Below are 24,192 nucleotides of genomic sequence, written 5' to 3' on the forward strand. Positions count from 1 at the left end.
TAGCGTGTATCGGGGCTGTATATTTTACTTTACGTCAGAAGCGAAAGGCTTACGCGTCACCGAAACGACGACGGCTGGTGCCTTCTTCACGACGTGGGCCACGGCTTTCGCGGCGCTCGCCGGAGAAACGACGACCTTCACCACCGCGACCTTCACTGCGACCGCCTTCACGACGCTCGCCGCCGAAACCGCGACCACCGCCACGACGTTCGCCACCGCGGTCAGGACGTGGCTGCGCATCGCCCAGCAGCTGCATGTTCATCGGCTTGTTCAGGATGCGGGTGCGAGTAAAGTGCTGCAGTACTTCGCCCGGCATGCCTTTTGGCAGTTCGATGGTAGAGTGGGATGCGAACAGCTTAATGTTACCAATGTAACGGCTGCTGATGTCACCTTCGTTAGCAATCGCGCCAACGATGTGACGAACTTCAACACCATCATCACGGCCCACTTCAATGCGGTACAGTTCCATATCGCCTGCGTCACGACGTTCACGACGTGGACGGTCTTCACCACCACGCTCTGGACGATCGCCGCGTGGACCACGGTCGTTACGGTCGCCACGACGTTCGAAACGATCGTCACGGTCACGGAACTCACGCTTAGGACGCATCGGTGCATCTGGTGGCACGATCAGGCTACGTTCGCCCTGAGCCATTTTCAGCAGTGCTGCGGCCAGGGTTTCCATGTCCAGCTCTTCGCCTTCAGCAACAGGCTGAATCTGCGACAGCAGCGCACGGTACTGATCCAGATCGCTGCTTTCCAGCTGCTGCTGTACTTTGGCGGCGAATTTTTCCAGACGGCGTTTGCCCAGCAGGTCTGCGTTTGGCAGGTCGGCTTCTGGAATGGTCAGCTTCATGGTGCGTTCAATGTTGCGCAGCAGACGACGCTCGCGGTTCTCAACGAACAGCAGCGCACGGCCAGCACGACCCGCACGACCGGTACGACCGATACGGTGAACGTAAGACTCGGAGTCCATCGGGATGTCGTAGTTGACAACCAGGCTGATACGCTCAACGTCCAGACCACGTGCTGCCACGTCGGTTGCAATCAGGATATCCAGACGACCGTCTTTCAGACGCTCCAGCGTCTGCTCACGCAGGGCCTGGTTCATGTCGCCGTTCAGCGCTGCGCTGTTGTAGCCGTTACGCTCCAGCGCTTCAGCCACTTCCAGGGTCGCATTTTTGGTACGCACGAAGATAATCGCCGCATCAAAATCTTCCGCTTCCAGGAAACGGACCAGCGCTTCGTTTTTGCGCATGCCGTACACGGACCAGTAGCTCTGGCTGATGTCCGGGCGAGTGGTCACGCTGGACTGAATACGCACTTCCTGCGGCTCTTTCATGAAGCGGCGGGTAATGCGACGGATCGCTTCTGGCATGGTTGCAGAGAACAGAGCGGTCTGGTGACCTTCCGGGATCTGCGCCATGATGGTTTCTACGTCTTCGATGAAGCCCATACGCAGCATTTCATCTGCTTCATCCAGTACCAGGCCGCTCAGTTTAGAGAGGTCCAGAGTACCGCGCTTCAGGTGATCCAGCAGACGGCCCGGCGTACCGACGACAATCTGTGGGCCCTGGCGCAGGGCGCGTAACTGCACGTCATAACGCTGGCCGCCGTACAGGGCTACCACGTTTACGCCGCGCATATGTTTAGAGAATTCCGTCATTGCTTCAGCAACCTGAACAGCCAGTTCACGAGTTGGAGCCAGGACGAGGATCTGCGGTGCACGCAGGTCCGGATCGATGTTGTTCAGCAGCGGCAGCGAGAACGCTGCAGTTTTACCGCTACCAGTCTGGGCCATGCCCAGCACGTCACGACCAGAAAGCAGATGCGGGATACATTCTGCCTGGATCGGAGATGGTTTTTCGTAACCCAGATCGTTAAGGGCTTCAAGGATAGGAGCCTTCAGGCCCAGATCTGCAAAAGTGGTTTCGAATTCAGCCATGTAGTACGAGTGCCTCAATGTCAATGGCGGCCAGTCTACTTAGCTCATCGTGAAAATGATTAGCAATTTTCATTGAAAAGTGTGAACCGGCTCAAAGTAGGTGTATTGACGAACAACAACGCCCTCACCAGTGAAGGTGATGGCAATCAAAAGATTACGGGCTGATGTTTATGTCGTCAGCTATTGCTGGTCCGATTCTGCCAGGTCGTCTTGCTCCTGGCCCAAGAGCGATAATTCCAACAATGCATAACGGTGCTCAACGAAGTTATGTACGTTGTTAGCAACCGTTAATTTGAACAGTGCCGTAGCGCTGTCCATATCCCCCAGACTTAGGTAGTACTTACCTAAATAGAAGTTGGTTTCACTGAGATGCTCAGCGAGCGAGGTGTTATCCGTTGCGTCCGCCTTGAGGCGTTCCATCAGCGTTGCTTCGCTAATGTTGCCCAGGTAGAACTCGACAATGTTCCATCCCCACTGTTCCTTATCCGATTTCTCGAAGCGCTGTTGTAGTGCTTCTTTTGCCTGCTTCTCATCGAGCTTCCGCTCGACGATGTAAAGCCACAGGCTACGGAAAGGATCATTAGGATCGTCTTGATAAAACGCCAGCAGATCATCTTGCGCTAACTTATCACGACCGCCGTAATACAATGCGATACCGCGATTCAAGTGCGCGTAGTTGTAAGTTGGATCAAGCTCAAGTACAGAATCAAACGCTTCATAGGCAGCATCAAAATTGCCTGCCTGCGTTAAATAAATGCCTAAGTAATTGAATACTTCAGGCATATCAGGTCGGATAGCCAGCGCTTGTGAAAAATCATTTCGCGCTAATGCCCTCAGACCGAGACTATCATACAACACTCCGCGCTCATATAAAAGCTGTGCGCGTTCGTCATCGGTTAAAGCCCGACTGGCAAGTATTTGTTCCATGCGTGCCAGAATCACTTCCTGCTGCAAAGTCGGTTGCAATGGCACTGCGAGGACTTCGCTCTTACGCCAGGCAGAGTTGCTGCATCCTGCCAGCGTTAAAGCTGTCGCAACGAAACACCAGCGCAAAAAAGGCTTCATTTCCCACTCCCGAAGACAACTATTGGATGAACGTCCTGTCCCCCGGCGGCTTAACAAGGCGTCCTGCCTGATAACAGGCCCTCCGCAAAGCGGAGGGCAAATGGCAACTTACTCGCCTTGCTGTTCAGCAGCCGGAGCTTCCGGTGCCGCAGCAGGTTGAGACTGCTCGGTTGCTTCTTTAATGCTCAGACGGATACGGCCCTGACGGTCAACTTCCAGAACCTTAACCGGCACTTCCTGACCCATCTGCAGGTAATCGGTCACTTTCTCAACGCGCTTGTCAGCGATCTGAGAGATGTGAACCAGACCTTCTTTACCGCCACCGATGGCAACGAACGCACCAAAGTCAACGATACGAGTCACTTTACCCGCGTAGACGCGGCCCACTTCGATTTCAGCAGTGATTTCTTCGATGCGACGGATCGCGAATTTCGCTTTCTCGCCGTCGGTTGCTGCGATCTTCACAGTACCGTCATCTTCGATTTCGATGGTGGTGCCGGTCTCTTCGGTCAGCGCGCGGATAACAGAACCGCCCTTACCGATAACATCTTTGATCTTGTCTGGATTGATCTTGATGGTGTGAATACGCGGAGCGAATTCAGAGATATCACCGCGTGGCGCGTTGATAGCCTGTTCCATCACGCCCAGGATGTGCAGACGCGCACCTTTAGCCTGGTTCAGAGCAACCTGCATGATCTCTTTGGTGATACCTTCAATTTTGATATCCATCTGCAGGGCAGAGATACCGTCGCGGGAACCCGCTACTTTGAAGTCCATATCGCCCAGGTGGTCTTCGTCACCCAGAATGTCAGACAGAACAACGAAGTTGTCGCCTTCTTTCACCAGACCCATTGCGATACCCGCAACGGCGGCTTTGATCGGCACGCCCGCATCCATCAGCGCCAGAGAGGCACCACATACGGAAGCCATGGAAGAAGAACCGTTGGATTCGGTGATTTCAGAAACCACGCGAACGGTGTACGGGAATTTGTCAGCTTCCGGCATCACTGCCAGCACGCCGCGCTTCGCCAGACGACCGTGACCAATTTCACGACGCTTCGGTGAGCCAACCATACCGGTTTCGCCCACAGAGTACGGAGGGAAGTTGTAGTGGAACAGGAAGTTGTCAGTACGCTCGCCCATCAGTTCGTCGATGATCTGCGCGTCACGTGCGGTACCCAGGGTTGCGGTAACCAGCGCCTGCGTTTCACCACGGGTGAACAGCGCAGAACCGTGAGTACGCGGCAGTACGCCAGTGCGTACGTCCAGACCACGAATCATGTCTTTTTCACGGCCATCGATACGCGGCTCGCCTGCCAGTACGCGGCTACGAACAACGTTTTTCTCGATAGCGTGCAGAATTTCGCCAATTTCGTTAGCGTCCAGCGTTTCGTCTTCGGCAACCAGGGTCGCGGTTACTTCAGATTTGATCGCGTCAACCTGAGCGTAACGCTCCTGTTTGTCGGTGATGCGGTAAGCGTCGCTCAGACGAGATTCTGCCAGTGCCGCAACGCGTGCGTTCAGCGCGTCGTTTGCTGCTTCTGGCTGCCAGTCCCAACGTGGCTTACCGGCTTCTTTCACCAGGTCGTTGATGTTCTGGATAACAATCTGCTGCTGCTCATGACCGAACACCACAGCGCCCAGCATCTGGTCTTCGCTCAGCAGTTCAGCTTCGGATTCAACCATCAGCACAGCCGCTTCAGTACCGGCAACAACCAGGTCCAGCTTACTTTCTTTCAGCTCTTCCTGAGTTGGGTTCAGCACGTACTGGTCATTGATGTAACCGACGCGCGCGGCACCGATTGGGCCATTGAATGGAATACCAGACAGTGACAGGGCAGCGGAGGCACCGATCATCGCAACGATGTCCGGGTTAACCTGTGGGTTAACGGAAACAACGGTCGCAATAACCTGCACTTCGTTAACGAAACCTTCCGGGAACAGCGGACGAACCGGGCGGTCAATCAGACGCGCGATCAGGGTTTCGCCTTCGCTTGGACGGCCTTCACGACGGAAGAAGCCACCCGGGATTTTACCGGCAGCGTAGGTACGCTCCTGGTAGTTAACGGTCAGCGGGAAGAAGTCCTGACCTGGTTTAGCTTTTTTCTGGCCCACAACGGTCACGAATACCGCGGTGTCATCCATGCTTACCATAACGGCAGCAGTCGCCTGGCGTGCCATCATGCCGGTTTCCAGCGTGACGGTATGTTGACCATACTGGAATTTACGAACGATCGGATTCAGCAAAATTCTGTCCTTTCTTAAATGTATGACAGCACACCGCCGGCGTGCTGTCGATTTAACCCGACCTTCTTCGCATCCTCGCGACTAATGACAACCGACACCCCCATGGGTGAAGCCTCTCATTAGCCGCGCGAACCTTTGCAATGAAGATCATTTATAGCAACAATACAATAGTTTCCATTGAATTGCTGCCGTCTGGTTGAAAAAAGGGGCCATCAGGCCCCCTTTTCTGAAACTCGCAAGACTTAGCGACGCAGACCCAGACGCTCGATCAGCGCGGTGTAGCGTGCAACATCTTTACGCTTCAGGTAGTCGAGCAGTTTACGACGCTGAGAAACCATGCGCAGCAGACCACGACGGCTGTGGTGATCTTTTTTGTGCTCTGCAAAGTGACCCTGCAGGTGGTTAATCTGTGCAGTCAGCAGTGCAACCTGAACTTCGGTAGAACCGCTGTCGTTAGTACCACGACCAAACTCAGAAACGATTTTAGCTTTAGCTTCAACGCTTAGAGACATTTTCAAACTCCAAAGTATAAAAAATGTAAGGGTGCCGATCTCTAATTCAGCGACCCCATGTACGCCCCGCAGATTGTTAAACAATTTACCGGGCGTTAAGCGGCGATATTCTACTCGTCTCCCCTGCTTATCGCAAGGTGAGGCGTAATCACCGTCACGCGTCGACCGGATATTCGACGACCAGACGACGCGGCGCAACGCGCCCTTCACCGTCCATTTCGCCCATACCGATGAATTTCCCTTCGTCACCTTCCGTCACGCGTACCAGTCCATCCAGCGGCGCATCCGCCGTACGAACCGGGTTTCCGTTCTTAAAGTAAACGGACGATGTTAAAGGAAGATTAACGATCGGGAAGTCCGCTGCCGGACTGTCCATTGGCATCAGCAATGGATCCAGCAAATCTGCTGGTTCCACTCCCTGCGCTTGTGCCTGCTCAGCCAGCGCGCGCAGCTGCTCAAGCGTCACCATGCGTTCCACCGGATATTTACTGACCGCCAGACGACGCAGGTAGATCACATGCGCGCCGCAGCCCAGCTTTTCACCGAGATCGTCAATGATGGTGCGAATATAGGTCCCTTTCGAACAGTGGACTTCCAGCTCCAGCTCGTCACCTTCGTGGCGAATGAACAGCAGCTCATACACGGTTATCGGACGCGCTTCGCGCGGGACGTCAATTCCCTGGCGCGCATATTCGTAGAGCTTCTTGCCCTGATATTTCAGCGCCGAATACATCGACGGCACCTGCATCGTGTCCCCGCGGAAGCTCTCCAGGGCCGCATCAAGCTGTTCGGCGCTGAAGGTCACCGGGCGCTCTTCCACCACCTGACCATCCGCGTCGGAAGTATCCGTACGCTGGCCCAGCTTAGCGATAACGCGGTAGCGTTTATCGGAATCGAGCAGATACTGGGAAAACTTTGTCGCTTCACCCAGGCAAATCGGCAGCATGCCGGTCGCCAGCGGATCCAGCGCGCCGGTGTGGCCCGCACGGTTAGCGTTATAAATACGCTTCACTTTTTGCAGCACGTCGTTGCTGGATGCACCCTGCGGTTTATCCAGCAGCAGCACGCCATGCACGTCGCGACCGCGACGACGAGGACGACTCATCAGTCCTCCTTGCTGTCGTCCGTCGGGTTAACACGACGTTCGTCGTCATGTTTCACCACGCTGGTCACCAGGTTGGACATGCGCATACCTTCGACCAGCGAGTTGTCGTAGAAGAAGGTCAGCTCGGGAACAATACGCAGGCGCATCGCTTTGCCGAGCAGAGAGCGGATGAAACCAGAGGCTTCCTGCAGTGCTTTAATGCCGTTTTTAACCGCCGCTTCGTCCTGATCGTTCAGGAAGGTCACGAACACTTTGGCATAGGCCAGGTCACGAGACATTTCCACGCCAGAGACGGTGGTCATCATACCGATACGCGGGTCTTTGATTTCACGTTGCAGGATAAGCGCAATCTCTTTCTGCATCTCCTGCGCCACGCGCTGTGGGCGACCAAATTCTTTCGCCATAATAAATTCTCCAGACAAAAAAGGGGCTAAAAGCCCCTTTTAAAATTATTGCCGGGTGGCACGAGGCGATCCCGGCCTACATATGGACTTATCCCTAAGGATTAGTCGATGCTGCGTTGGATCTCGATGATTTCGAACACTTCGATCATATCGCCAACGCGAACGTCGTTGTAGTTCTTAACGCCGATACCACATTCCATGCCGTTACGGACTTCGTTAACGTCATCTTTGAAGCGGCGCAGGGATTCCAGCTCGCCTTCGTAGATAACCACGTTGTCACGCAGTACGCGGATTGGGTTGTGACGCTTGATGGTACCTTCGGTAACCATACAGCCCGCGATCGCACCGAATTTCGGTGATTTGAACACGTCACGCACTTCAGCCAGACCGATGATCTGCTGTTTCAGCTCAGGAGACAGCATACCGCTCATCGCAGCTTTCACTTCGTCGATCAGGTTATAGATGACGGAGTAGTAGCGCAGATCCAGGCTTTCCGCTTCGATCACGCGGCGAGCAGATGCATCAGCACGCACGTTGAAGCCAACCAGGATAGCGTTGGATGCCGCAGCCAGGGTTGCGTCGGTTTCGGTGATACCACCTACGCCAGAACCGATGATCTTCACTTTCACTTCGTCGGTAGACAGTTTCAGCAAGGAGTCGGAGATCGCTTCCACAGAACCCTGAACGTCCGCTTTCAGAACGACGTTCACTTCGTGAACTTCGCCTTCAGCCATGTTCGCAAACATGTTCTCAAGTTTAGATTTCTGCTGACGCGCCAGCTTAACTTCACGGAATTTGCCCTGACGATACAGTGCCACTTCACGCGCTTTCTTCTCGTCACGCACAACGGTCACTTCATCACCGGCAGCCGGAACACCGGACAGCCCCAGGATTTCCACTGGAATGGACGGACCTGCTTCCAGCACTTCCTGACCCAGTTCGTTACGCATCGCACGAACACGACCGTATTCGAAGCCACACAGAACGATGTCGCCCTTGTTCAGCGTACCTTCGCGAACCAGAACCGTTGCAACCGGACCACGACCTTTATCCAGGAAGGATTCGATTACCGCACCGCTCGCCATACCTTTACGAACGGCTTTCAGTTCCAGAACTTCGGCCTGAAGCAGGATAGCGTTCAGCAGGTCGTCGATACCAGTACCCGCTTTTGCAGATACAGGGATGAACTGCGCTTCGCCGCCCCACTCTTCCGGCATAACGCCGTACTGAGACAGTTCGTTCTTCACGCGGTCCAGATCGGCTTCTGGCTTATCGATTTTGTTGACCGCAACAACCAGAGGCACCTGCGCCGCTTTCGCGTGCTGGATAGCTTCAATGGTCTGTGGCATAACGCCATCGTCTGCTGCAACAACCAGTACAACGATATCCGTAGCCTGAGCACCACGAGCACGCATTGAGGTGAACGCTGCGTGGCCTGGGGTATCCAGGAAGGTGATCATGCCGTTTTCGGTTTCTACGTGGTAAGCACCGATGTGCTGGGTAATACCACCCGCTTCGCCGGAGGCAACTTTCGTAGAACGAATGTAGTCGAGCAGAGAGGTTTTACCGTGGTCAACGTGACCCATGATGGTCACAACCGGTGCACGCGGTTCAGCCGCAGCGCCAGTGTCACGGTCACTCATTACTGCTTCTTCCAGCTCGTTTTCACGACGCAGGATAACTTTGTGGCCCATCTCTTCGGCAACCAGCTGTGCGGTTTCCTGGTCGATAACCTGGTTGATGGTCGCCATTGCGCCCAGCTTCATCATCGCTTTGATGACCTGAGAGCCTTTAACCGCCATCTTGTTCGCCAGATCGCCAACGGTGATGGTTTCGCCAATCACGACGTCACGGTTAACCGCCTGAGCTGGCTTCTGGAAGCCCTGCTGCAGAGAAGAACCTTTACGCTTACCGCCTTTACCACCGCGAACCGCTGCACGAGCTTCTTCGCGGTCAGCTTTAGATTCAGCGTGTTTGTTACCTTTCTTAGCCGGACGCGCGGCTTTTGCATTACGACCACGGCCACGGCCGCCTTCTACTTCACGGTCGTTATCATCTTCAGCCTGACGCGCATGCTGAGAAGTGGTCACGTGATAGTCGCTGGTGTCTTCAGTCGGTTCAGCGGTATTCACGCCATTCTTCTCGTTTTCTTCTGCCATACGGCGCGCTTCTTCAGCGACGCGGCGAGCTTCTTCTTCCAGCTTACGGCGGGCTTCTTCTTCCGCTTTACGCTTCAGCTCGGCAGCTTCATTTTCACGGCGGGCTTTTTCAGCCTGGGCGGTTTTGGTCATTTCGTCTGTCTGTTGATTGCTCACTTTGTCTTTTTCCGCAGCGTCACGCTTCACTTTATCACTGGCGTCGCGTTTCGCTTTTTCTGCGGCCTCACGTTCAGCTTTTAATTCTGCTTCACGTTTGGCGGCTGCTTCCGCCTCACGCTGAGCTTGTTCTTCCGCTTCACGCTGTGCCTGCTCTTCCGCGGCAAGGCGTTCTGCCTCTTGCGGATCACGTTTTACAAAGGTGCGCGTCTTGCGGACTTCAATTTGTACCGATTTGCTTTTGCCACCGGTACCAGGAATGTTTAACGTGCTGCGCGTTTTGCGCTGCAGCGTTAACTTGTCAGGCGTAGAACCGTGTTCGCGGTTCAGGTGCGTTAACAAGGTTTGTTTTTCTTGCGCGGTCACCGAGTCATCAGCGGACTTCGGGATCCCTGCATCAGCAAATTGCTGTACCAGGCGGTCCACGGAGGTCTGAATCTCAGCAGCCAGCGATTTTACAGTTACATCAGTCATGCTGTTCCTTCCTGCTACAGTTTATTACGCTTCGTCGCCGAACCAGCAAATATTACGTGCGGCCATGATGAGTTCGCCGGCTTTCTCGTCGGTTAAACCTTCGATATCGGCCAGGTCATCAACGCCTTGCTCAGCGAGATCTTCCAGCGTACAAACACCACGGGCAGCCAGCTTGAACGCAATCGCACGATCAAGACCTTCCAGATTCAGCAGGTCATCAGCCGGCTTCTTATCGCCAAGGCTTTCTTCCTGAGCCAGTGCCAGGGTGGTCAGTGCGTTTTTAGCGCGTTCACGCAGGGCTTCAACGGTTGGCTCATCCAGACCGTCAATTTCCAGCAGCTCTTTCATTGGCACATAGGCCAGTTCTTCCAGCGTAGAGAAACCTTCTTCTACCAGAACAGTGGCGAAGTCTTCGTCAATGTCGAGGTATTTGGTGAAGGTATCGATCGCCGCATGGGCTTCAGCCTGATGCTTAGCCTGCAGGTCATCAACGGTCATGACGTTGAGTTCCCAGCCGCTCAGCTGTGACGCCAGGCGTACGTTCTGACCGTTACGGCCAATCGCCTGCGCCAGGTTGCCCGCTTCAACAGCGATATCCATGGTGTGTTTGTCTTCGTCAACAACGATAGACGCGACATCAGCCGGAGCCATTGCGTTGATCACGAACTGCGCCGGGTTGTCGTCCCACAGAACGATATCAATACGCTCGCCGCCCAGTTCGGTAGAAACCGCCTGAACGCGCGCACCGCGCATACCGACGCAAGCACCGACCGGGTCGATACGCTTGTCGTTGGTTTTCACCGCAATTTTCGCACGAGAGCCTGGATCGCGAGCTGCTGCTTTGATCTCAATAACTTCTTCGCCGATTTCCGGCACTTCGATGCGGAACAGTTCAACCAGCATTTCTGGTTTAGAACGGGTCACGAACAGCTGTGCACCACGCGCTTCAGGGCGCACGGCGTACAGAACACCACGAATACGGTCGCCCGGGCGGAAGTTTTCACGCGGCAGCATGTCTTCACGCAGGATCACGGCTTCAGCGTTGCCCGGCATCCCTTCTGATTTAATTTCCAGAGAGATGTTGTCACGGTTCACTTTCTTCACCACGCCAGTGATGATTTCGCCTTCCTGATCGCGGAACTGATCGACAACCAGCGCGCGCTCGGCTTCGCGCACTTTCTGCACGATAACCTGCTTAGCGGTCTGGGTGGTGATACGGTCGAAGGTCACAGATTCAATCTGATCTTCAACGTAGTCACCCACGTTCAGACTTTCGTCTTCAAAACGTGCCGCTTCCAGGGTGATCTCTTTGGTCGGCTGGGTCACTTCTTCAACGATTACCCAACGACGGAATGTATCGAAGTCACCGCTTTTACGATCGATTTCTACGCGAACATCGATCTCTTGTTCGTATTTTTTCTTGGTTGCTGTAGCCAGTGCACTTTCCAGCGCTTCGAAAATTTTCTCACGCGGCAGTGATTTCTCGTTGGAGACGGCTTCAACAACAGCCAAAATTTCTTTGTTCATCGCGGGCTTTTCACCTCAATCCAGACTGTTAAAAGTGGGGAACCAGGTTCGCCTTCTGGATATTACTCAGCGCGAACACTTCATCTTTGCCTTCGACTGTTACCGTGATCATTTCACCATCAACGGCTTTGATAATTCCCTGCCATTTACGGCGGTTCTGTACGGCCATACGCAGAACGAGAGCCACTTCTTCACCGGTAAAGCGCACATAGTGCTCGGCCGTGAACATCGGACGATCCAGGCCAGGTGAGGAAACTTCCAGGTTGTACGCAACGGTAATCGGGTCTTCAACATCAAGAACCGCACTCACCTGGTGGCTGACATCAGCACAATCATCAACATTGATGCCATCTTCACTATCAATATAGATGCGCAGCGTCGATGTACGGCCGCGAACGAATTCGATGCCGACCAGTTCGTAGCCCAGTGCTTCGACCGGTGCAGTAATCATCTCTGTTAATTTTTGCTCTAATGTGGACAAGCCCACCCCCAAGACATAAAAAAAGGGCGTAAAGCCCAGTTATTCTGTAGTCAGATAACAAAAAACCCCGATAAATCGGGGCTTTAGATAACTGAACCCTATAGCCACAACTGTGGCCTGGAGCACTCTCCGAAAGAATTTTTTCAAATCCAGCTACGAAGGCTCTAAGTCTTCACAGTATATTTGAAAAAGAACTTTATGGGAAAGTGGTTGCGGGGGCCGGATTTGAACCGACGACCTTCGGGTTATGAGCCCGACGAGCTACCAGGCTGCTCCACCCCGCGCCTGAAACGTGGCAAATTCTACGCGTTTTGGACAGAATTTGCAAATAATGCTGGGATTTGGTACCGAAGACGGGACGTAAAATCGGCGTTTAGTATATTGATAGTTGACCCCACCTGTCAACCCAGCTTCCGCCAGAGAGAACAGACCAAATTTTTTTCAAAAAACGCATGAGTCTCTTCCGGTATTCGATAAAAGATGATTAAATGAATACTCACTTATTTTGCATAAAAATGCACAAGAGAGCGAAAGCGGTCTCTAATCAGTCAATCAAGCAGGGTTTTATTCTATGACGACGATTCTCAAGCATCTTCCGGTAGGACAACGTATTGGCATCGCTTTCTCAGGCGGCCTGGATACCAGCGCTGCACTGCTGTGGATGCGCCAGAAGGGAGCGGTTCCGTATGCATATACTGCGAATCTGGGTCAGCCGGATGAGGACGATTACGATGCTATTCCTCGTCGCGCTAAAGAGTATGGCGCAGAAAACGCGCGACTGATTGACTGCCGTAAGCAACTGGTTGCTGAAGGTATCGCCGCTATTCAGTGCGGTGCGTTCCATAACACTACGGGCGGCCTGACCTATTTCAACACCACCCCGCTGGGTCGTGCCGTCACCGGCACCATGCTGGTTGCCGCCATGAAAGAAGATGGCGTAAACATCTGGGGTGACGGCAGCACCTATAAAGGCAACGATATCGAACGTTTCTATCGTTATGGCCTGCTGACCAACGCGGAGCTGCAGATCTACAAGCCGTGGCTGGACACCGACTTCATCGACGAGCTGGGTGGTCGTCATGAGATGTCTGAGTTTATGATTGCCTGCGGCTTTGACTACAAAATGTCCGTTGAGAAAGCCTACTCTACCGACTCCAACATGCTGGGCGCGACGCACGAAGCGAAGGACCTGGAGTTCCTGAACTCCAGCGTGAAGATCGTTAACCCAATCATGGGCGTGAAGTTCTGGGACGAGAGCGTGAAGATCCCGGCAGAAGAGGTGACCGTGCGTTTCGAACGTGGTCATCCGGTTGCCCTGAACGGTAAGACCTTCTCTGACGACGTTGAACTGATGCTGGAAGCAAACCGCATCGGCGGTCGTCACGGTCTGGGCATGAGCGATCAGATTGAAAACCGTATCATCGAAGCGAAAAGCCGCGGTATCTATGAAGCTCCGGGGATGGCGCTGCTGCACATCGCTTACGAGCGTCTGCTGACCGGTATTCACAACGAAGACACCATCGAGCAGTATCATTCTCATGGTCGTCAACTGGGCAAACTGCTGTATCAGGGTCGCTGGTTCGATCCGCAGGCGCTGATGCTGCGTGACGCGCTGCAGCGTTGGGTAGCGAGCGCGATCACCGGTGAAGTGACGCTGGAACTGCGTCGTGGTAACGACTACTCCATTCTTAACACCGTGTCGGACAACCTGACCTATAAAGCCGAGCGTCTGACCATGGAAAAAGGTGAGTCTGTGTTTTCTCCGGACGACCGTATTGGTCAGTTGACCATGCGTAACCTGGACATCACCGATACCCGCGAGAAGCTGTTCAACTACGTTGAGAATGGTCTGCTCTCCGCGAATTCCGGTAACGGCCTGCCGCAGGTTGAAAACCTGGAGAATAGCGATAAGAAGTAATCGCTGACGTAACATGCAAAAGGCGCCCTATGGGCGCCTTTTTGTTTGGCTTTTGTAGGGCGGGTAAGCGCAGCGCCACCCGCCATTTTGCCCGGTGGCGCTGCGCTTAACGGGCCTACGAAAGGCAAAAGCTACAGACGAAAAAAAAGACGCCTTTCGACGTCTTTTTTCTGGAATATTGGTACCGAGGATGGGACTCGAACCCACAAGCCCGTTAGGGCACTACCACCTCAAGGTAGCGTGTCTACCAATTCCACCACCTCGGTACGGAATACTTACTGCGGGATATCGCTGGTTGGCTTAGCCGGTGCAGCTGGCTGAGTCTGCTCAGTTTTGGCTGGCGCGCTCAGATTTTCCCACTCGCTTCCTTTGCTGGTCTTGTTGCTGTTGATATTGCCCAGCACCAGACTGATGATGAAGAACAGCGTAGCCAGAATCGCCGTCGTGCGGGTCATGAAGTTCGCAGAACCACTTGAACCGAACAGCGTACCGGAAGCGCCTGCTCCGAAGGAGGCTCCCATATCAGCGCCTTTACCTTGCTGCAGCATGATCAACGCTACGAGAGCGATGGCTACAATAAGGAAAACAACTAAAAGAGCTTCGTACATAATCAACCTGTTCCTTGCGGATTTGCCGCATACCAATGCTTCGACCAATTAGCAGGATTTCTGTTTCCCACTGAAGCGGGTGTGAATACTAACCAAAGCGAATCACCTTCGCAAGGGCATTTTCGACGCATTGTATCAACTGCGGAAAAAAACAGCAAAAAGCCATTAATTGCTTAAAACAAAGGCGGCAAACGCCGCCTTTTTAAACATTTAGCATGCAAGATTATGCAGCTTTTACGGCATCCGCAATACGGTGCGCAAATTCGGTGACCTGCGCTTCGTCTTCGCCTTCCACCATCACGCGGATCAGCGGTTCGGTACCAGACTTACGCAGCAGCACGCGTCCACGGCTGCCCAGGGCCGCTTCAACCTCAGCCATCACCGCTTTCACGTTGTCATTTTCCAGCGGATCGCCTTTACCCGCAGTGAAACGCACGTTCACCAGGATCTGCGGGAACATTTTCATCCCGCTGCACAGATCGTGCAGGCTCATATGGTTGCGCGCCATCGCGGCAACCACCTGAAGCGCGGCAACAATGCCGTCACCGGTAGTGGTTTTGTCGAGCAGGATCACGTGACCTGAGTTCTCAGCGCCGATACGCCAGCCCTTCTCCTGCAATTTTTCCAGCACGTAGCGGTCGCCCACCTTCGCGCGAACAAACGGAATACCGAGCTGTTTCAGTGCCAGCTCCAGACCCATGTTGCTCATCAGGGTCCCTACCGCGCCGCCGCGCAGCTGACCCTGGCGCAGGCCTTCACGGGCAATGATGTAGAGGATCTGATCGCCGTCGACTTTATTACCTTCGTGGTCAACCATGATCACGCGGTCACCGTCGCCGTCCAGGGCAATACCCAGATCGGCTTTTTCCGCCAGCACGCGCGCCTGCAGGGCGCGCACGTCCGTCGCCCCGACTTCTTCGTTAATGTTCAGACCATCCGGCTCGCAGCCGATGGCGATCACTTTCGCACCCAGCTCGCGGAAGACATTCGGCGCAATGTGATAGGTCGCACCGTTCGCACAGTCCACCACAATTTTAAGATGCGCCAGGCTCAGCTCGTTCGGGAAGGTGCCTTTGCAGAATTCGATATAACGACCCGCCGCATCGACGATACGGTTCGCTTTACCCAGCTCTGCGGAATCAACACAGGTGATCTCTTTTTCCATTTCGGCTTCAATGGCCTCTTCCACTTCGTCCGGCAGCTTGGTGCCGTCAATGGAGAAGAACTTGATGCCATTGTCGTAGAACGGGTTATGAGACGCCGAGATCACAATTCCCGCTTCCGCGCGGAAGGTGCGCGTAAGGTAGGCAACAGCAGGCGTTGGCATTGGGCCAGTAAAAGAGGCTGAAAGCCCTGCAGCCGCCAGACCCGCTTCCAACGCAGATTCCAGCATATAGCCCGAAATACGGGTATCTTTACCAATAATGATCTTACGTGAGCCATGACGCGCCAGCACCTTGCCGGCAGCCCAGCCGAGCTTCAGAACAAAATCAGGGGTAATTGGAGCATCGCCTACGCGCCCACGGATACCATCGGTACCAAAATATTTACGGTTACTCATAGCGTTTGTTTTCCTTCGCTGCCAGTGTGGCTTCCACCACACGCATGGCTTCTACTGTTTCTTTGACGTCATGGACACGGATAATGTGCGCGCCTTGCATCGCCGCAATTACCGCGCAGGCCAGGCTGCCGCTCAGGCGCTCGCTCGGTCCTACATTCAGCAATTGGCCAATCATCGACTTTCTCGACATACCCACCAGCAGCGGCAGACCAAAGTGATGAAATTCCGATAAGCGCGCAAGCAACGCATAATTGTGTGAGAGATTTTTACCGAAACCGAACCCCGGGTCGAGCAGCAATTTCTCTTTTGGGATGCCTGCACGCTCACAGCGTTCAATATGCTCAATAAAGAAGCGATTCACGTCGGCAAAGACATCATCATACTTCGGCGCTTCCTGCATGGTTTTCGGTTGCCCCTGCATGTGCATCAGGCATACCGGCAGGCCGGTTTCGGCAGCGGCCTCGATCGCACCTGGTTCGGTCAGCGAGCGGATATCATTGATAATGTGAGCGCCCACTCTCGCCACTTCACGGATCACTTCTGGTTTGGACGTGTCGACGGAGATCCACACCTCGAAACGTTGCGCGATGGCCTCAACCACCGGCACCACGCGCGCCAGCTCTTCTTCCACCGAAACATCTGCCGCGCCGGGACGCGTCGATTCACCGCCCACGTCAATGATGGTGGCACCCGCGTTGATCATTAGATTTGCGTGCTTAACCGCGTCGATAAGCGTGTTATGCGTGCCGCCGTCAGAGAAGGAGTCAGGGGTAACATTCAGGATCCCCATCACGTGCGGATGTGAAAGATCAAGATGCGAGTCCTGGGCGAAGAGTTTCATGGTCAAATCCCTGGTTTTAGTATGGTTTAACGGAAAAGAAAAACCCCGGAGCAAGCTCCAGGGTTTGGGGTACAGACAAACGCTTCAACAGCAGTGACTTACTTGTCGCCCAACTGCTCTGACATGGTGTTGCCCGGGTTTGGCGTACGCGGTTCATCAACCGGACGCGGCGCGCGCGGGGTACCATTGTTGTCAGAATTGTTGGAAGCGCCTGGGTCTTCCCAGCCTGCTGGCGGACGCACTTCGCGGCGAGCCATCAGGTCGTCAATCTGCGGTGCATCGATGGTCTCATATTTCATGAGCGCATCTTTCATCGAATGCAGAATGTCCATATTGTCGTTCAGGATCTGACGCGCGCGACCGTAGTTACGTTCAATCAGCGCTTTCACTTCCTGGTCGATGATACGTGCCGTCTCATCAGACATATGTTTTGCTTTCGCCACGGAGCGGCCCAGGAATACTTCACCCTCTTCCTCTGCATACAGCAGCGGACCGAGTTTGTCGGAGAAGCCCCACTGAGTCACCATGTTACGTGCCAGGTTTGTCGCCACTTTAATGTCGTTCGACGCACCGGTAGAAACATGTTCTGGCCCGTAGATGATCTCTTCCGCCAGACGACCGCCGTACAGGGTCGAAATCTGGCTTTCCAGCTTCTGACGGCTGGCGCTGATCGCGTCGCCCTCAGGCAGGAAGAAGGTCACACCCAGCGCACGGCCGCGCGGAATAATCGTTACCTTGTGTACCGGATCGTGTTCCGGCACCAGGCGACCGATAATCGCGTGACCCGCTTCGTGGTAAGCCGTGGACTCTTTCTGCGCTTCCGTCATCACCATGGAGCGACGTTCCGCACCCATCATGATTTTGTCTTTCGCTTTCTCGAACTCAACCATGGAGACCACGCGCTTGTTACCGCGAGCGGCAAACAGTGCAGCTTCGTTGACCAGGTTAGCCAGGTCCGCGCCGGAGAAGCCCGGCGTACCGCGCGCAATGATTGCCGCGTCGATATCTGGCGCCAGCGGTACGCGACGCATGTGCACTTTCAGAATCTGTTCACGACCGCGAACATCCGGCAGACCGACAACAACCTGACGGTCGAAACGGCCTGGACGCAGCAGCGCAGGGTCAAGTACGTCCGGACGGTTAGTCGCCGCGATAACGATAATACCTTCGTTACCTTCGAAGCCGTCCATCTCAACCAGCATCTGGTTCAGGGTCTGCTCACGCTCATCGTGACCACCGCCCAGGCCCGCGCCACGCTGGCGGCCTACGGCGTCGATTTCATCGATAAAGATGATGCACGGTGCTGCCTTCTTGGCCTGCTCGAACATGTCACGCACACGAGATGCACCGACACCCACGAACATTTCAACGAAGTCAGAACCTGAAATAGTAAAGAACGGCACCTTCGCTTCACCCGCGATGGCTTTCGCCAGCAGGGTTTTACCGGTACCCGGAGGGCCTACCATCAGGACGCCTTTCGGGATCTTACCGCCCAGTTTCTGGAAACGGCTCGGCTCGCGCAGGTATTCAACCAGTTCACCCACTTCTTCTTTTGCTTCGTCACAACCGGCGACGTCAGCAAACGTGGTCTTGATCTGGTCTTCCGTCAGCATACGCGCCTTGCTCTTACCGAACGACATGGCACCTTTGCCACCGCCGCCCTGCATCTGGCGCATAAAGAAGATCCAGACGCCGATAAGAAGCAGCATCGGGAACCAGGAAATGAAGATAGAAGCCAGCAGGCTTGGTTCTTCTGGCGGCTCGCCTACCACTTTGACGTTTTTGGTCAGAAGGTTATCAAGCAGCTTAGGATCGTTCACCGGGATGTAAGTCGTGTAACGGTTACTATCTTTCTTGGTAACGTTGATCTCACGTCCGTTGATACGCGCTTCGCGAACCTGGTCCTGATTGACCTCTTGCAGGAAGGTAGAATAATCCACCTTGCGGCCATTCGACTCGCTGGGCCCAAAGCTCTGGAATACTGACATCAGCACAACGGCAATGACCAGCCAGAGTATTAGGTTTTTCGCCATGTCACTCAAGGGATTAACCTCATATTACAACTGTGTTAAAAACAGCGTCAGGATACTCTATATCCAGTTTCATTCAAACTTTCGTCTGAAATCTCCCGGTTATCATTTTCGCCCGGTCGCTACAATATACACTTCACGGGAACGGGCCCGGGAAGAGTCCGGCTTACGAACTTTGACCTTCGCAAACAGGGAGCGAATTTCCTTAAGATACTCCTCGAAACCTTCGCCCTGAAACACCTTCACAACAAAACTACCACCAGGCGCTAGTACATCACGACACATTTCTAACGCTAGCTCCACCAGATACATGGCGCGGGGGATATCCACCGCCGGTGTTCCGCACATATTTGGTGCCATATCCGACATGACAACCTGGACCTTACTGTCACCAACACGATCAAGTAACGCTTTCAGCACTAATTCATCACGAAAGTCGCCCTGAAGGAAGTCGACACCAACGATGGGATCCATTGGTAAAAGATCGCACGCGATGATTCGGCCCGTTCCGCCGATCTGCGTTACCGCATACTGGGACCATCCGCCAGGTGCCGCACCGAGGTCGACAACCGTCATCCCCGGCTTAAAAAGTTTGTCACTTTGCTGTATTTCATCAAGTTTAAACCAGGCACGGGAACGTAACCCCTTTTTCTGTGCCTGTTGAACATATTTATCGCTAAAGTGTTCCTGAAGCCAGCGGCTGGAACTGGCAGAACGCTTTTTACCTGTCATTTAACATTTCCGTCCTGGTTCATCGTTGCTTGCCTGTGACGTAAATTTCTACGCAGCTATTTGGCGATATAAGGGAGATGGCGGTAGAATGAACCGTTTTCAATCCCAACGTAAGCAAAAATATACGATGAATCTGAGTACTAAACAAAAACAGCACCTTAAAGGTCTGGCACATCCGCTCAAGCCTGTAGTCATGCTTGGCAACAATGGTTTGACCGAAGGGGTGCTTGCCGAGATTGAACAAGCGCTGGAACACCACGAGCTGATCAAGGTGAAAATCGCCTCTGAAGACAGAGACACTAAAAACCTGATCGTGGAAGCCATCGTGCGCGAAACCGGCGCCTGTAATGTACAGGTCATCGGTAAAACGCTGGTGCTCTATCGCCCATCTAAAGAGCGTAAAATCTCGCTGCCACGCTAAGGATATCCTGAATCAATCACATTTTCTGTGTGAAACGAGGGATTTCTTTCAGCAGGCTCAGCAAAATGCCATGCTCCTTGAGTTGATAAAAGGCCGCTATGCGGCCTTTTTCTTTTCTTTACAATGTATCAACATCTTAGTAGAGAAGCGAATTACAGGTATTCAACCTTGATAATTTCGTATTCCACTTCACCGCCAGGGGTGCGGATGGTGACAACATCGTCCTGCTCTTTGCCAATCAGGCCGCGAGCAATGGGTGAGTTCACCGAAATCAGGTTCTGTTTGAAGTCTGCTTCATCATCGCCCACGATGCGATAGGTTTGCTCTTCATCGTTGTCGAGGTTCAGAACGCTGACGGTAGAACCAAAGATCACGCGACCGTTGTTAGGCATTTTGGTGATATCGATAACCTGCGCATTAGACAGTTTCGCTTCGATATCTTTAATGCGCCCTTCACAGAAGCCCTGCTGCTCGCGCGCCGCATGGTATTCAGCATTCTCTTTCAGGTCGCCATGCTCACGGGCTTCCGCGATAGCGGCGATGATTTCAGGGCGACGCACGGATTTCAGGAAATCCAGCTCTTCGCGCAGTTTTTCGGCACCACGTAAGGTCATCGGAATAGCTTGCATTTGTTATACCTCTTAAACATTCCTGTTGGGAGCAGTGTTCCCTGCTCCTGCCCCCCGAAGCGGGCAAGAAGCAAAAAGAAAACCGACCCGGGAGCGACGCCCCAGGTCAGCAGCAATTTTTCAATTTGATACGCATTTTACCGCGAAGTTCACTATGGGTCATCGTTTACTTTGCAGTGCCATGCACCGTAGTATGACGGTTTGTTTTCGGGTTGTTAGCGCGAGATTATGCGATTTTCCAGTTTTATCATCGGATTGACTACCAGTATAACGTTCACCGCCCAGGCCGCGAATGTTGATGAGTACATTAATCAGCTCCCCGCAGGCGCGAACCTCGCCCTGATGGTGCAGAAGGTTGGCGCACAGGCTCCCGAGATTGACTATCACAGTCAACAGATGGCGCTGCCTGCCAGTACCCAGAAGGTGATCACTGCCCTCGCCGCCCTGCTCCAACTCGGGCCTGACTTCCGTTTTACCACCACGCTTGAAACCAAAGGTAACGTTGACGGTGGCGAACTGAAAGGCGATCTTATCGCCCGTTTCGGTGGCGATCCCACCTTTAAGCGCCAGGATATCCGCAACATGGTAGCGGTGTTGAAAAAATCCGGCGTGACAAAAATCGATGGCAACGTGCTGATCGATACCTCCATTTTTGCCAGCCACGATAAAGCACCAGGCTGGCCGTGGAACGACATGACGCAGTGCTTTAGCGCCCCGCCAGCCGCCGCGATTGTTGACCGCAACTGCTTCTCGATTTCCCTTTACAGCGCGCCCAAGCCAGATGATTTAGCGTTCATTCGCGTGGCATCTTACTATCCGGTGACCATGTTTAGCCAGGTGCGAACGCTGGCTAAAGGCTCCCCGGATGCCCAGTACTGCGAACTGGACGTGGTGCCCGGCGATCTTAACCGCTACACCCTCACCGGCTGCCTGACGCAGCGCGCCGATCCCCTGCCGCTGGCCTTCGCGATTCAGGATGGCGCAAGCTATGCGGGTGCGATTCTCAAGGATGAGCTGAAGCAGGCGGGAATAACCTACTCCGGCACGCTGCTACGCCAGACGCAGGTCAACCAGCCCGGAACGGTCATTGCCAGCAAACAGTCGCCACCGCTGCACGATTTGCTGCGAATTATGCTGAAAAAGTCTGACAACATGATTGCCGACACCGTGTTCCGCATGATTGGCCACGCGCGTTTCGGCGTGCCGGGAACCTGGCGCGCGGGCTCAGACGCTGTTCGTCAGATCCTGCGCCAGCAGGCGGGAATCGATCTGGGTAACACTATCGCCGTTGATGGTTCAGGATTATCGCGTCATAACCTGATTGCCCCGGCCACCATGATGCAGGTGCTTCAGTACATTGCACAACATGACACTGAGCTAAACTTTATCTCAATGCTGCCGCTTGCCGGACACGACGGTTCGCTGCAGTACCGCGCCGGGCTTCACGCGGCAGGTGTGGATGGCAAAGTCTCCGCGAAAACAGGTTCACTGCAGGGGGTGTATAACCTGGCAGGGTTCATCACGACCGCCAGCGGACAGCGCATGGCATTCGTGCAGTATCTTTCCGGCTATGCCGTCGAACCGACCGACCAGCGCAACCGCCGTATTCCACTGGTTCGCTTCGAAAGCAGGCTTTATAAAGACATCTACCAGAATAACTAGCGATGAAACTACTTATAGTTGAAGACGATCTGTTATTACAGGAAGGACTGGCTCTGGGACTCGCCAATGAAGGCTATGCCCTGGACTGTGCCGGCACCGCGGCAGAAGCAGATGCCCTGATCCAGAGCGGCGAATACAGCCTGGTGATCCTTGACCTGGGCTTGCCGGACAAAGACGGCGCGACGTTGCTTACCCAGTGGCGTCGCCGGGGCATCGCCAATCCGGTGTTAATCCTGACGGCACGCGACGCCATTGAAGATCGTATTACCGGCCTTGATGCTGGCGCCGATGATTACCTGGTGAAGCCCTTTGCGCTTGCAGAACTTCAGGCTCGGGTGCGAGCGTTAATACGCCGTTATCAGGGCCATAGTGATAACTTACTAACCGACGGGGACATTACCCTGAATCTGCAAACCCAGCAGGTATTGCGCCAGTCCCAGCCCGTTGAAGTCACACCAAAAGAGTTCGCCTTGCTGACGCGTCTGATCATGCGAAGCGGACAAACGGTACACAGAGAAACCCTTCAGCAGGATATCTATTCCTGGCAGGACGATCCGGGGTCAAATACCCTGGAAGTCCACATCCATAACCTGCGTCGTAAGCTCGGCAAAGACCGGATTAAAACCGTCCGCGGCGTTGGCTACCGCCTGGAGAGCCAGAAATGAACAGCATGCGTCGGCGATTAATGGTGTTGCTGGCGGTCATTCTGTTATTTTTCCAGCTGATAAGCGTCATTTGGTTGTGGCACGAAAGCCGCGAGCAGATTGGCTTTCTGGTGAACGAAACGCTGTCGGCAAAATCGCGTAACAACCACGTTGAGAAAGAGATCCGCGAAGCGATTGCCTCGCTGCTGGTTCCTTCCCTGGTGATGGTTGGGTTTACGTTGTTTTTCTCGTTCTGGGCGGTCACCTGGATAACCCGACCGCTGAACAAACTGCGCGTGAGCCTGGCTAACCGTTCGGCGGATAACCTAACCCCACTTCCTATGTATTCCGACATGGAAGAAATCGGCGCCGTTACCACCTCGCTCAATCAGCTACTCGCCAGGCTGGACAGTACCATTCAGCAGGAGCGTCTCTTCACGGCTGACGCCGCCCATGAACTGCGAACGCCTCTTGCCGGAATCAGGCTCCATCTGGAGCTCATGGCCCAGTCAGGCTCTACGCAGGCCACGACGCTCATCAGCCGTATTGACCAGCTAATGCACACCGTTGAGCAACTGCTGATGCTGGCCCGTGCAGGGCAGGCAATGGCGAGCGGCCACTATGAAACCATCAACTGGACGGACACCATTATCACGCCTCTTGGTCTTGAGCATGAAGCCAAAGAGCATACGGTGATTTGGCCTGCTAAAAGCGCGCTCACGGTTCAGGGAGACGCGGTACTGCTGCGGCTGATGCTGCGCAACCTGCTGGAGAATGCCGGGCGCTACAGCCCGACAGGCACCACGATTACCGTGACGCTTACCGAGGTCGAAGGCGGTACGCAGCTCAGCGTTATCGATCAGGGGCCTGGTATTGACGAAGCGCATCGACAGTCGATCACGGAGCCGTTCCGTCGCCTCGATCAGCGTTACGGCGGCAGCGGCCTGGGCCTGAGTATCGTACAGCGCATCCTGCAGCTTCATCACGGTAAGCTGATGCTGGAGAATGGTGCTGAAGGCGGCCTGATAGCAAGCTGCTGGCTGCCCTCAACGCTGGAATGAAAAAAGCCCC

General features: G+C 54.1%; 21 protein-coding genes and 2 tRNA genes. 5 read left to right on the top strand and 18 right to left on the bottom strand.

All coding sequences use genetic code 11. The features are described from left to right. Window positions 1-49: 49 nt before the first annotated feature. From ACMWL8_RS09095 to ACMWL8_RS09145, 11 genes are all read right to left on the bottom strand, one after another. Window positions 50-1,945 (bottom strand): DEAD/DEAH family ATP-dependent RNA helicase, encoded by a 1,896-nt coding sequence (locus ACMWL8_RS09095; protein ID WP_041907893.1) that lies wholly within the window; start codon window positions 1,943-1,945, stop codon window positions 50-52. Continuing rightward, window positions 1,938-2,018, bottom strand: coding sequence for a protein YrbN (gene yrbN / locus ACMWL8_RS09100; protein WP_100122156.1), 81 nt, complete (start codon window positions 2,016-2,018; stop codon window positions 1,938-1,940). The genes ACMWL8_RS09095 and yrbN overlap by 8 nt, the downstream gene beginning before the upstream one ends. Window positions 2,019-2,125: 107 nt before the next feature. Next, entirely contained in the window at window positions 2,126-3,010 is an 885-nt protein-coding gene (gene nlpI / locus ACMWL8_RS09105) for a lipoprotein NlpI (RefSeq protein ID WP_045260077.1), read from the bottom strand. A gap of 108 nt (window positions 3,011-3,118) precedes the next feature. Further along, the gene (gene pnp / locus ACMWL8_RS09110) at window positions 3,119-5,257 is read right to left on the bottom strand and encodes a polyribonucleotide nucleotidyltransferase (protein ID WP_028014547.1); all 2,139 of its coding nucleotides are present in this window, start codon (window positions 5,255-5,257) and stop codon (window positions 3,119-3,121) included. Between the two features lie 242 nt (window positions 5,258-5,499). Continuing rightward, window positions 5,500-5,769 (bottom strand): 30S ribosomal protein S15, encoded by a 270-nt coding sequence (gene rpsO / locus ACMWL8_RS09115; RefSeq protein WP_003861789.1) that lies wholly within the window; start codon window positions 5,767-5,769, stop codon window positions 5,500-5,502. A gap of 154 nt (window positions 5,770-5,923) precedes the next feature. Next, a complete protein-coding gene (gene truB / locus ACMWL8_RS09120) occupies window positions 5,924-6,874 on the bottom strand; it encodes a tRNA pseudouridine(55) synthase TruB (RefSeq protein WP_045260076.1) in 951 nt (316 codons plus the stop codon). Beyond that, window positions 6,874-7,278 (bottom strand): 30S ribosome-binding factor RbfA, encoded by a 405-nt coding sequence (gene rbfA, locus ACMWL8_RS09125; RefSeq protein WP_041907887.1) that lies wholly within the window; start codon window positions 7,276-7,278, stop codon window positions 6,874-6,876. Before rbfA ends, truB begins: the two co-directional genes overlap by 1 nt. 101 nt (window positions 7,279-7,379) lie before the next feature. Beyond that, window positions 7,380-10,067 carry a translation initiation factor IF-2 gene (gene infB, locus ACMWL8_RS09130; RefSeq protein ID WP_041907885.1) on the bottom strand — a complete coding sequence of 896 codons (2,688 nt, stop codon included), beginning with the start codon at window positions 10,065-10,067 and terminating at the stop codon, window positions 7,380-7,382. A 24-nt stretch (window positions 10,068-10,091) separates the two neighbouring features. Further along, a complete protein-coding gene (nusA, locus tag ACMWL8_RS09135) occupies window positions 10,092-11,594 on the bottom strand; it encodes a transcription termination factor NusA (protein WP_014885374.1) in 1,503 nt (500 codons plus the stop codon). 28 nt (window positions 11,595-11,622) lie between these two features. Next, window positions 11,623-12,075 (bottom strand): ribosome maturation factor RimP, encoded by a 453-nt coding sequence (gene rimP, locus ACMWL8_RS09140; RefSeq protein WP_014833432.1) that lies wholly within the window; start codon window positions 12,073-12,075, stop codon window positions 11,623-11,625. Window positions 12,076-12,282: 207 nt separating this feature from the next. Continuing rightward, a tRNA-Met gene (locus ACMWL8_RS09145) sits at window positions 12,283-12,359 on the bottom strand. A 287-nt stretch (window positions 12,360-12,646) separates the two neighbouring features. On the opposite strand from ACMWL8_RS09145, the gene argG reads away from it, so the two are divergent. Further along, window positions 12,647-13,993, top strand: coding sequence for an argininosuccinate synthase (argG, locus tag ACMWL8_RS09150; protein ID WP_028014551.1), 1,347 nt, complete (start codon window positions 12,647-12,649; stop codon window positions 13,991-13,993). A gap of 179 nt (window positions 13,994-14,172) precedes the next feature. On the opposite strand, the gene ACMWL8_RS09155 is transcribed toward argG, so the two are convergent. The 6 genes from ACMWL8_RS09155 to rlmE form a co-directional block, all read right to left on the bottom strand. Beyond that, window positions 14,173-14,259, bottom strand: a tRNA-Leu gene (locus ACMWL8_RS09155). A gap of 9 nt (window positions 14,260-14,268) precedes the next feature. Beyond that, window positions 14,269-14,601 (bottom strand): preprotein translocase subunit SecG, encoded by a 333-nt coding sequence (gene secG / locus ACMWL8_RS09160; RefSeq protein ID WP_021242256.1) that lies wholly within the window; start codon window positions 14,599-14,601, stop codon window positions 14,269-14,271. A 223-nt stretch (window positions 14,602-14,824) separates the two neighbouring features. Further along, the gene (gene glmM, locus ACMWL8_RS09165) at window positions 14,825-16,162 is read right to left on the bottom strand and encodes a phosphoglucosamine mutase (RefSeq protein WP_041907881.1); all 1,338 of its coding nucleotides are present in this window, start codon (window positions 16,160-16,162) and stop codon (window positions 14,825-14,827) included. Next, a complete protein-coding gene (folP, locus tag ACMWL8_RS09170) occupies window positions 16,155-17,003 on the bottom strand; it encodes a dihydropteroate synthase (protein WP_014885377.1) in 849 nt (282 codons plus the stop codon). Before folP ends, glmM begins: the two co-directional genes overlap by 8 nt. Before the next feature lie 98 nt (window positions 17,004-17,101). Further along, complete coding sequence (gene ftsH / locus ACMWL8_RS09175) at window positions 17,102-19,036, bottom strand: ATP-dependent zinc metalloprotease FtsH (protein WP_013098921.1); 1,935 nt, start codon at window positions 19,034-19,036, stop codon at window positions 17,102-17,104. Window positions 19,037-19,138: 102 nt separating this feature from the next. After that, window positions 19,139-19,765 carry a 23S rRNA (uridine(2552)-2'-O)-methyltransferase RlmE gene (gene rlmE / locus ACMWL8_RS09180; protein WP_003861812.1) on the bottom strand — a complete coding sequence of 209 codons (627 nt, stop codon included), beginning with the start codon at window positions 19,763-19,765 and terminating at the stop codon, window positions 19,139-19,141. A gap of 127 nt (window positions 19,766-19,892) precedes the next feature. Between rlmE and yhbY the strand changes: the two genes are divergently transcribed. Further along, complete coding sequence (gene yhbY, locus ACMWL8_RS09185) at window positions 19,893-20,186, top strand: ribosome assembly RNA-binding protein YhbY (protein ID WP_003861814.1); 294 nt, start codon at window positions 19,893-19,895, stop codon at window positions 20,184-20,186. A 152-nt stretch (window positions 20,187-20,338) separates the two neighbouring features. On the opposite strand, the gene greA is transcribed toward yhbY, so the two are convergent. Continuing rightward, entirely contained in the window at window positions 20,339-20,815 is a 477-nt protein-coding gene (gene greA / locus ACMWL8_RS09190) for a transcription elongation factor GreA (RefSeq protein WP_006812122.1), read from the bottom strand. 228 nt (window positions 20,816-21,043) lie between these two features. Here greA and dacB point away from each other — a divergent pair, with 228 nt between their 5' ends. From dacB to pmrB, 3 genes are read left to right on the top strand one after another with little or no spacing between them, the layout of a single operon-like run. Next, on the top strand, window positions 21,044-22,477 hold the full coding sequence (gene dacB, locus ACMWL8_RS09195) for a serine-type D-Ala-D-Ala carboxypeptidase (RefSeq protein ID WP_028014554.1): 1,434 nt from the start codon (window positions 21,044-21,046) through the stop codon (window positions 22,475-22,477). A 2-nt stretch (window positions 22,478-22,479) separates the two neighbouring features. Further along, a complete protein-coding gene (gene pmrA, locus ACMWL8_RS09200; RefSeq protein ID WP_028014555.1) occupies window positions 22,480-23,142 on the top strand; it encodes a two-component system response regulator PmrA in 663 nt (220 codons plus the stop codon). Then, window positions 23,139-24,182, top strand: a complete 1,044-nt coding sequence (gene pmrB / locus ACMWL8_RS09205) for a two-component system sensor histidine kinase PmrB (protein WP_041907874.1) — start codon at window positions 23,139-23,141, stop codon at window positions 24,180-24,182. Before pmrA ends, pmrB begins: the two co-directional genes overlap by 4 nt. Window positions 24,183-24,192 lie beyond the last annotated feature (10 nt).

Origin of the sequence: Enterobacter sp. 04-C-12-SI-ECC (genome assembly GCF_047530715.1) — a bacterium.
Taxonomy (GTDB): domain Bacteria; phylum Pseudomonadota; class Gammaproteobacteria; order Enterobacterales; family Enterobacteriaceae; genus Enterobacter; species Enterobacter bugandensis.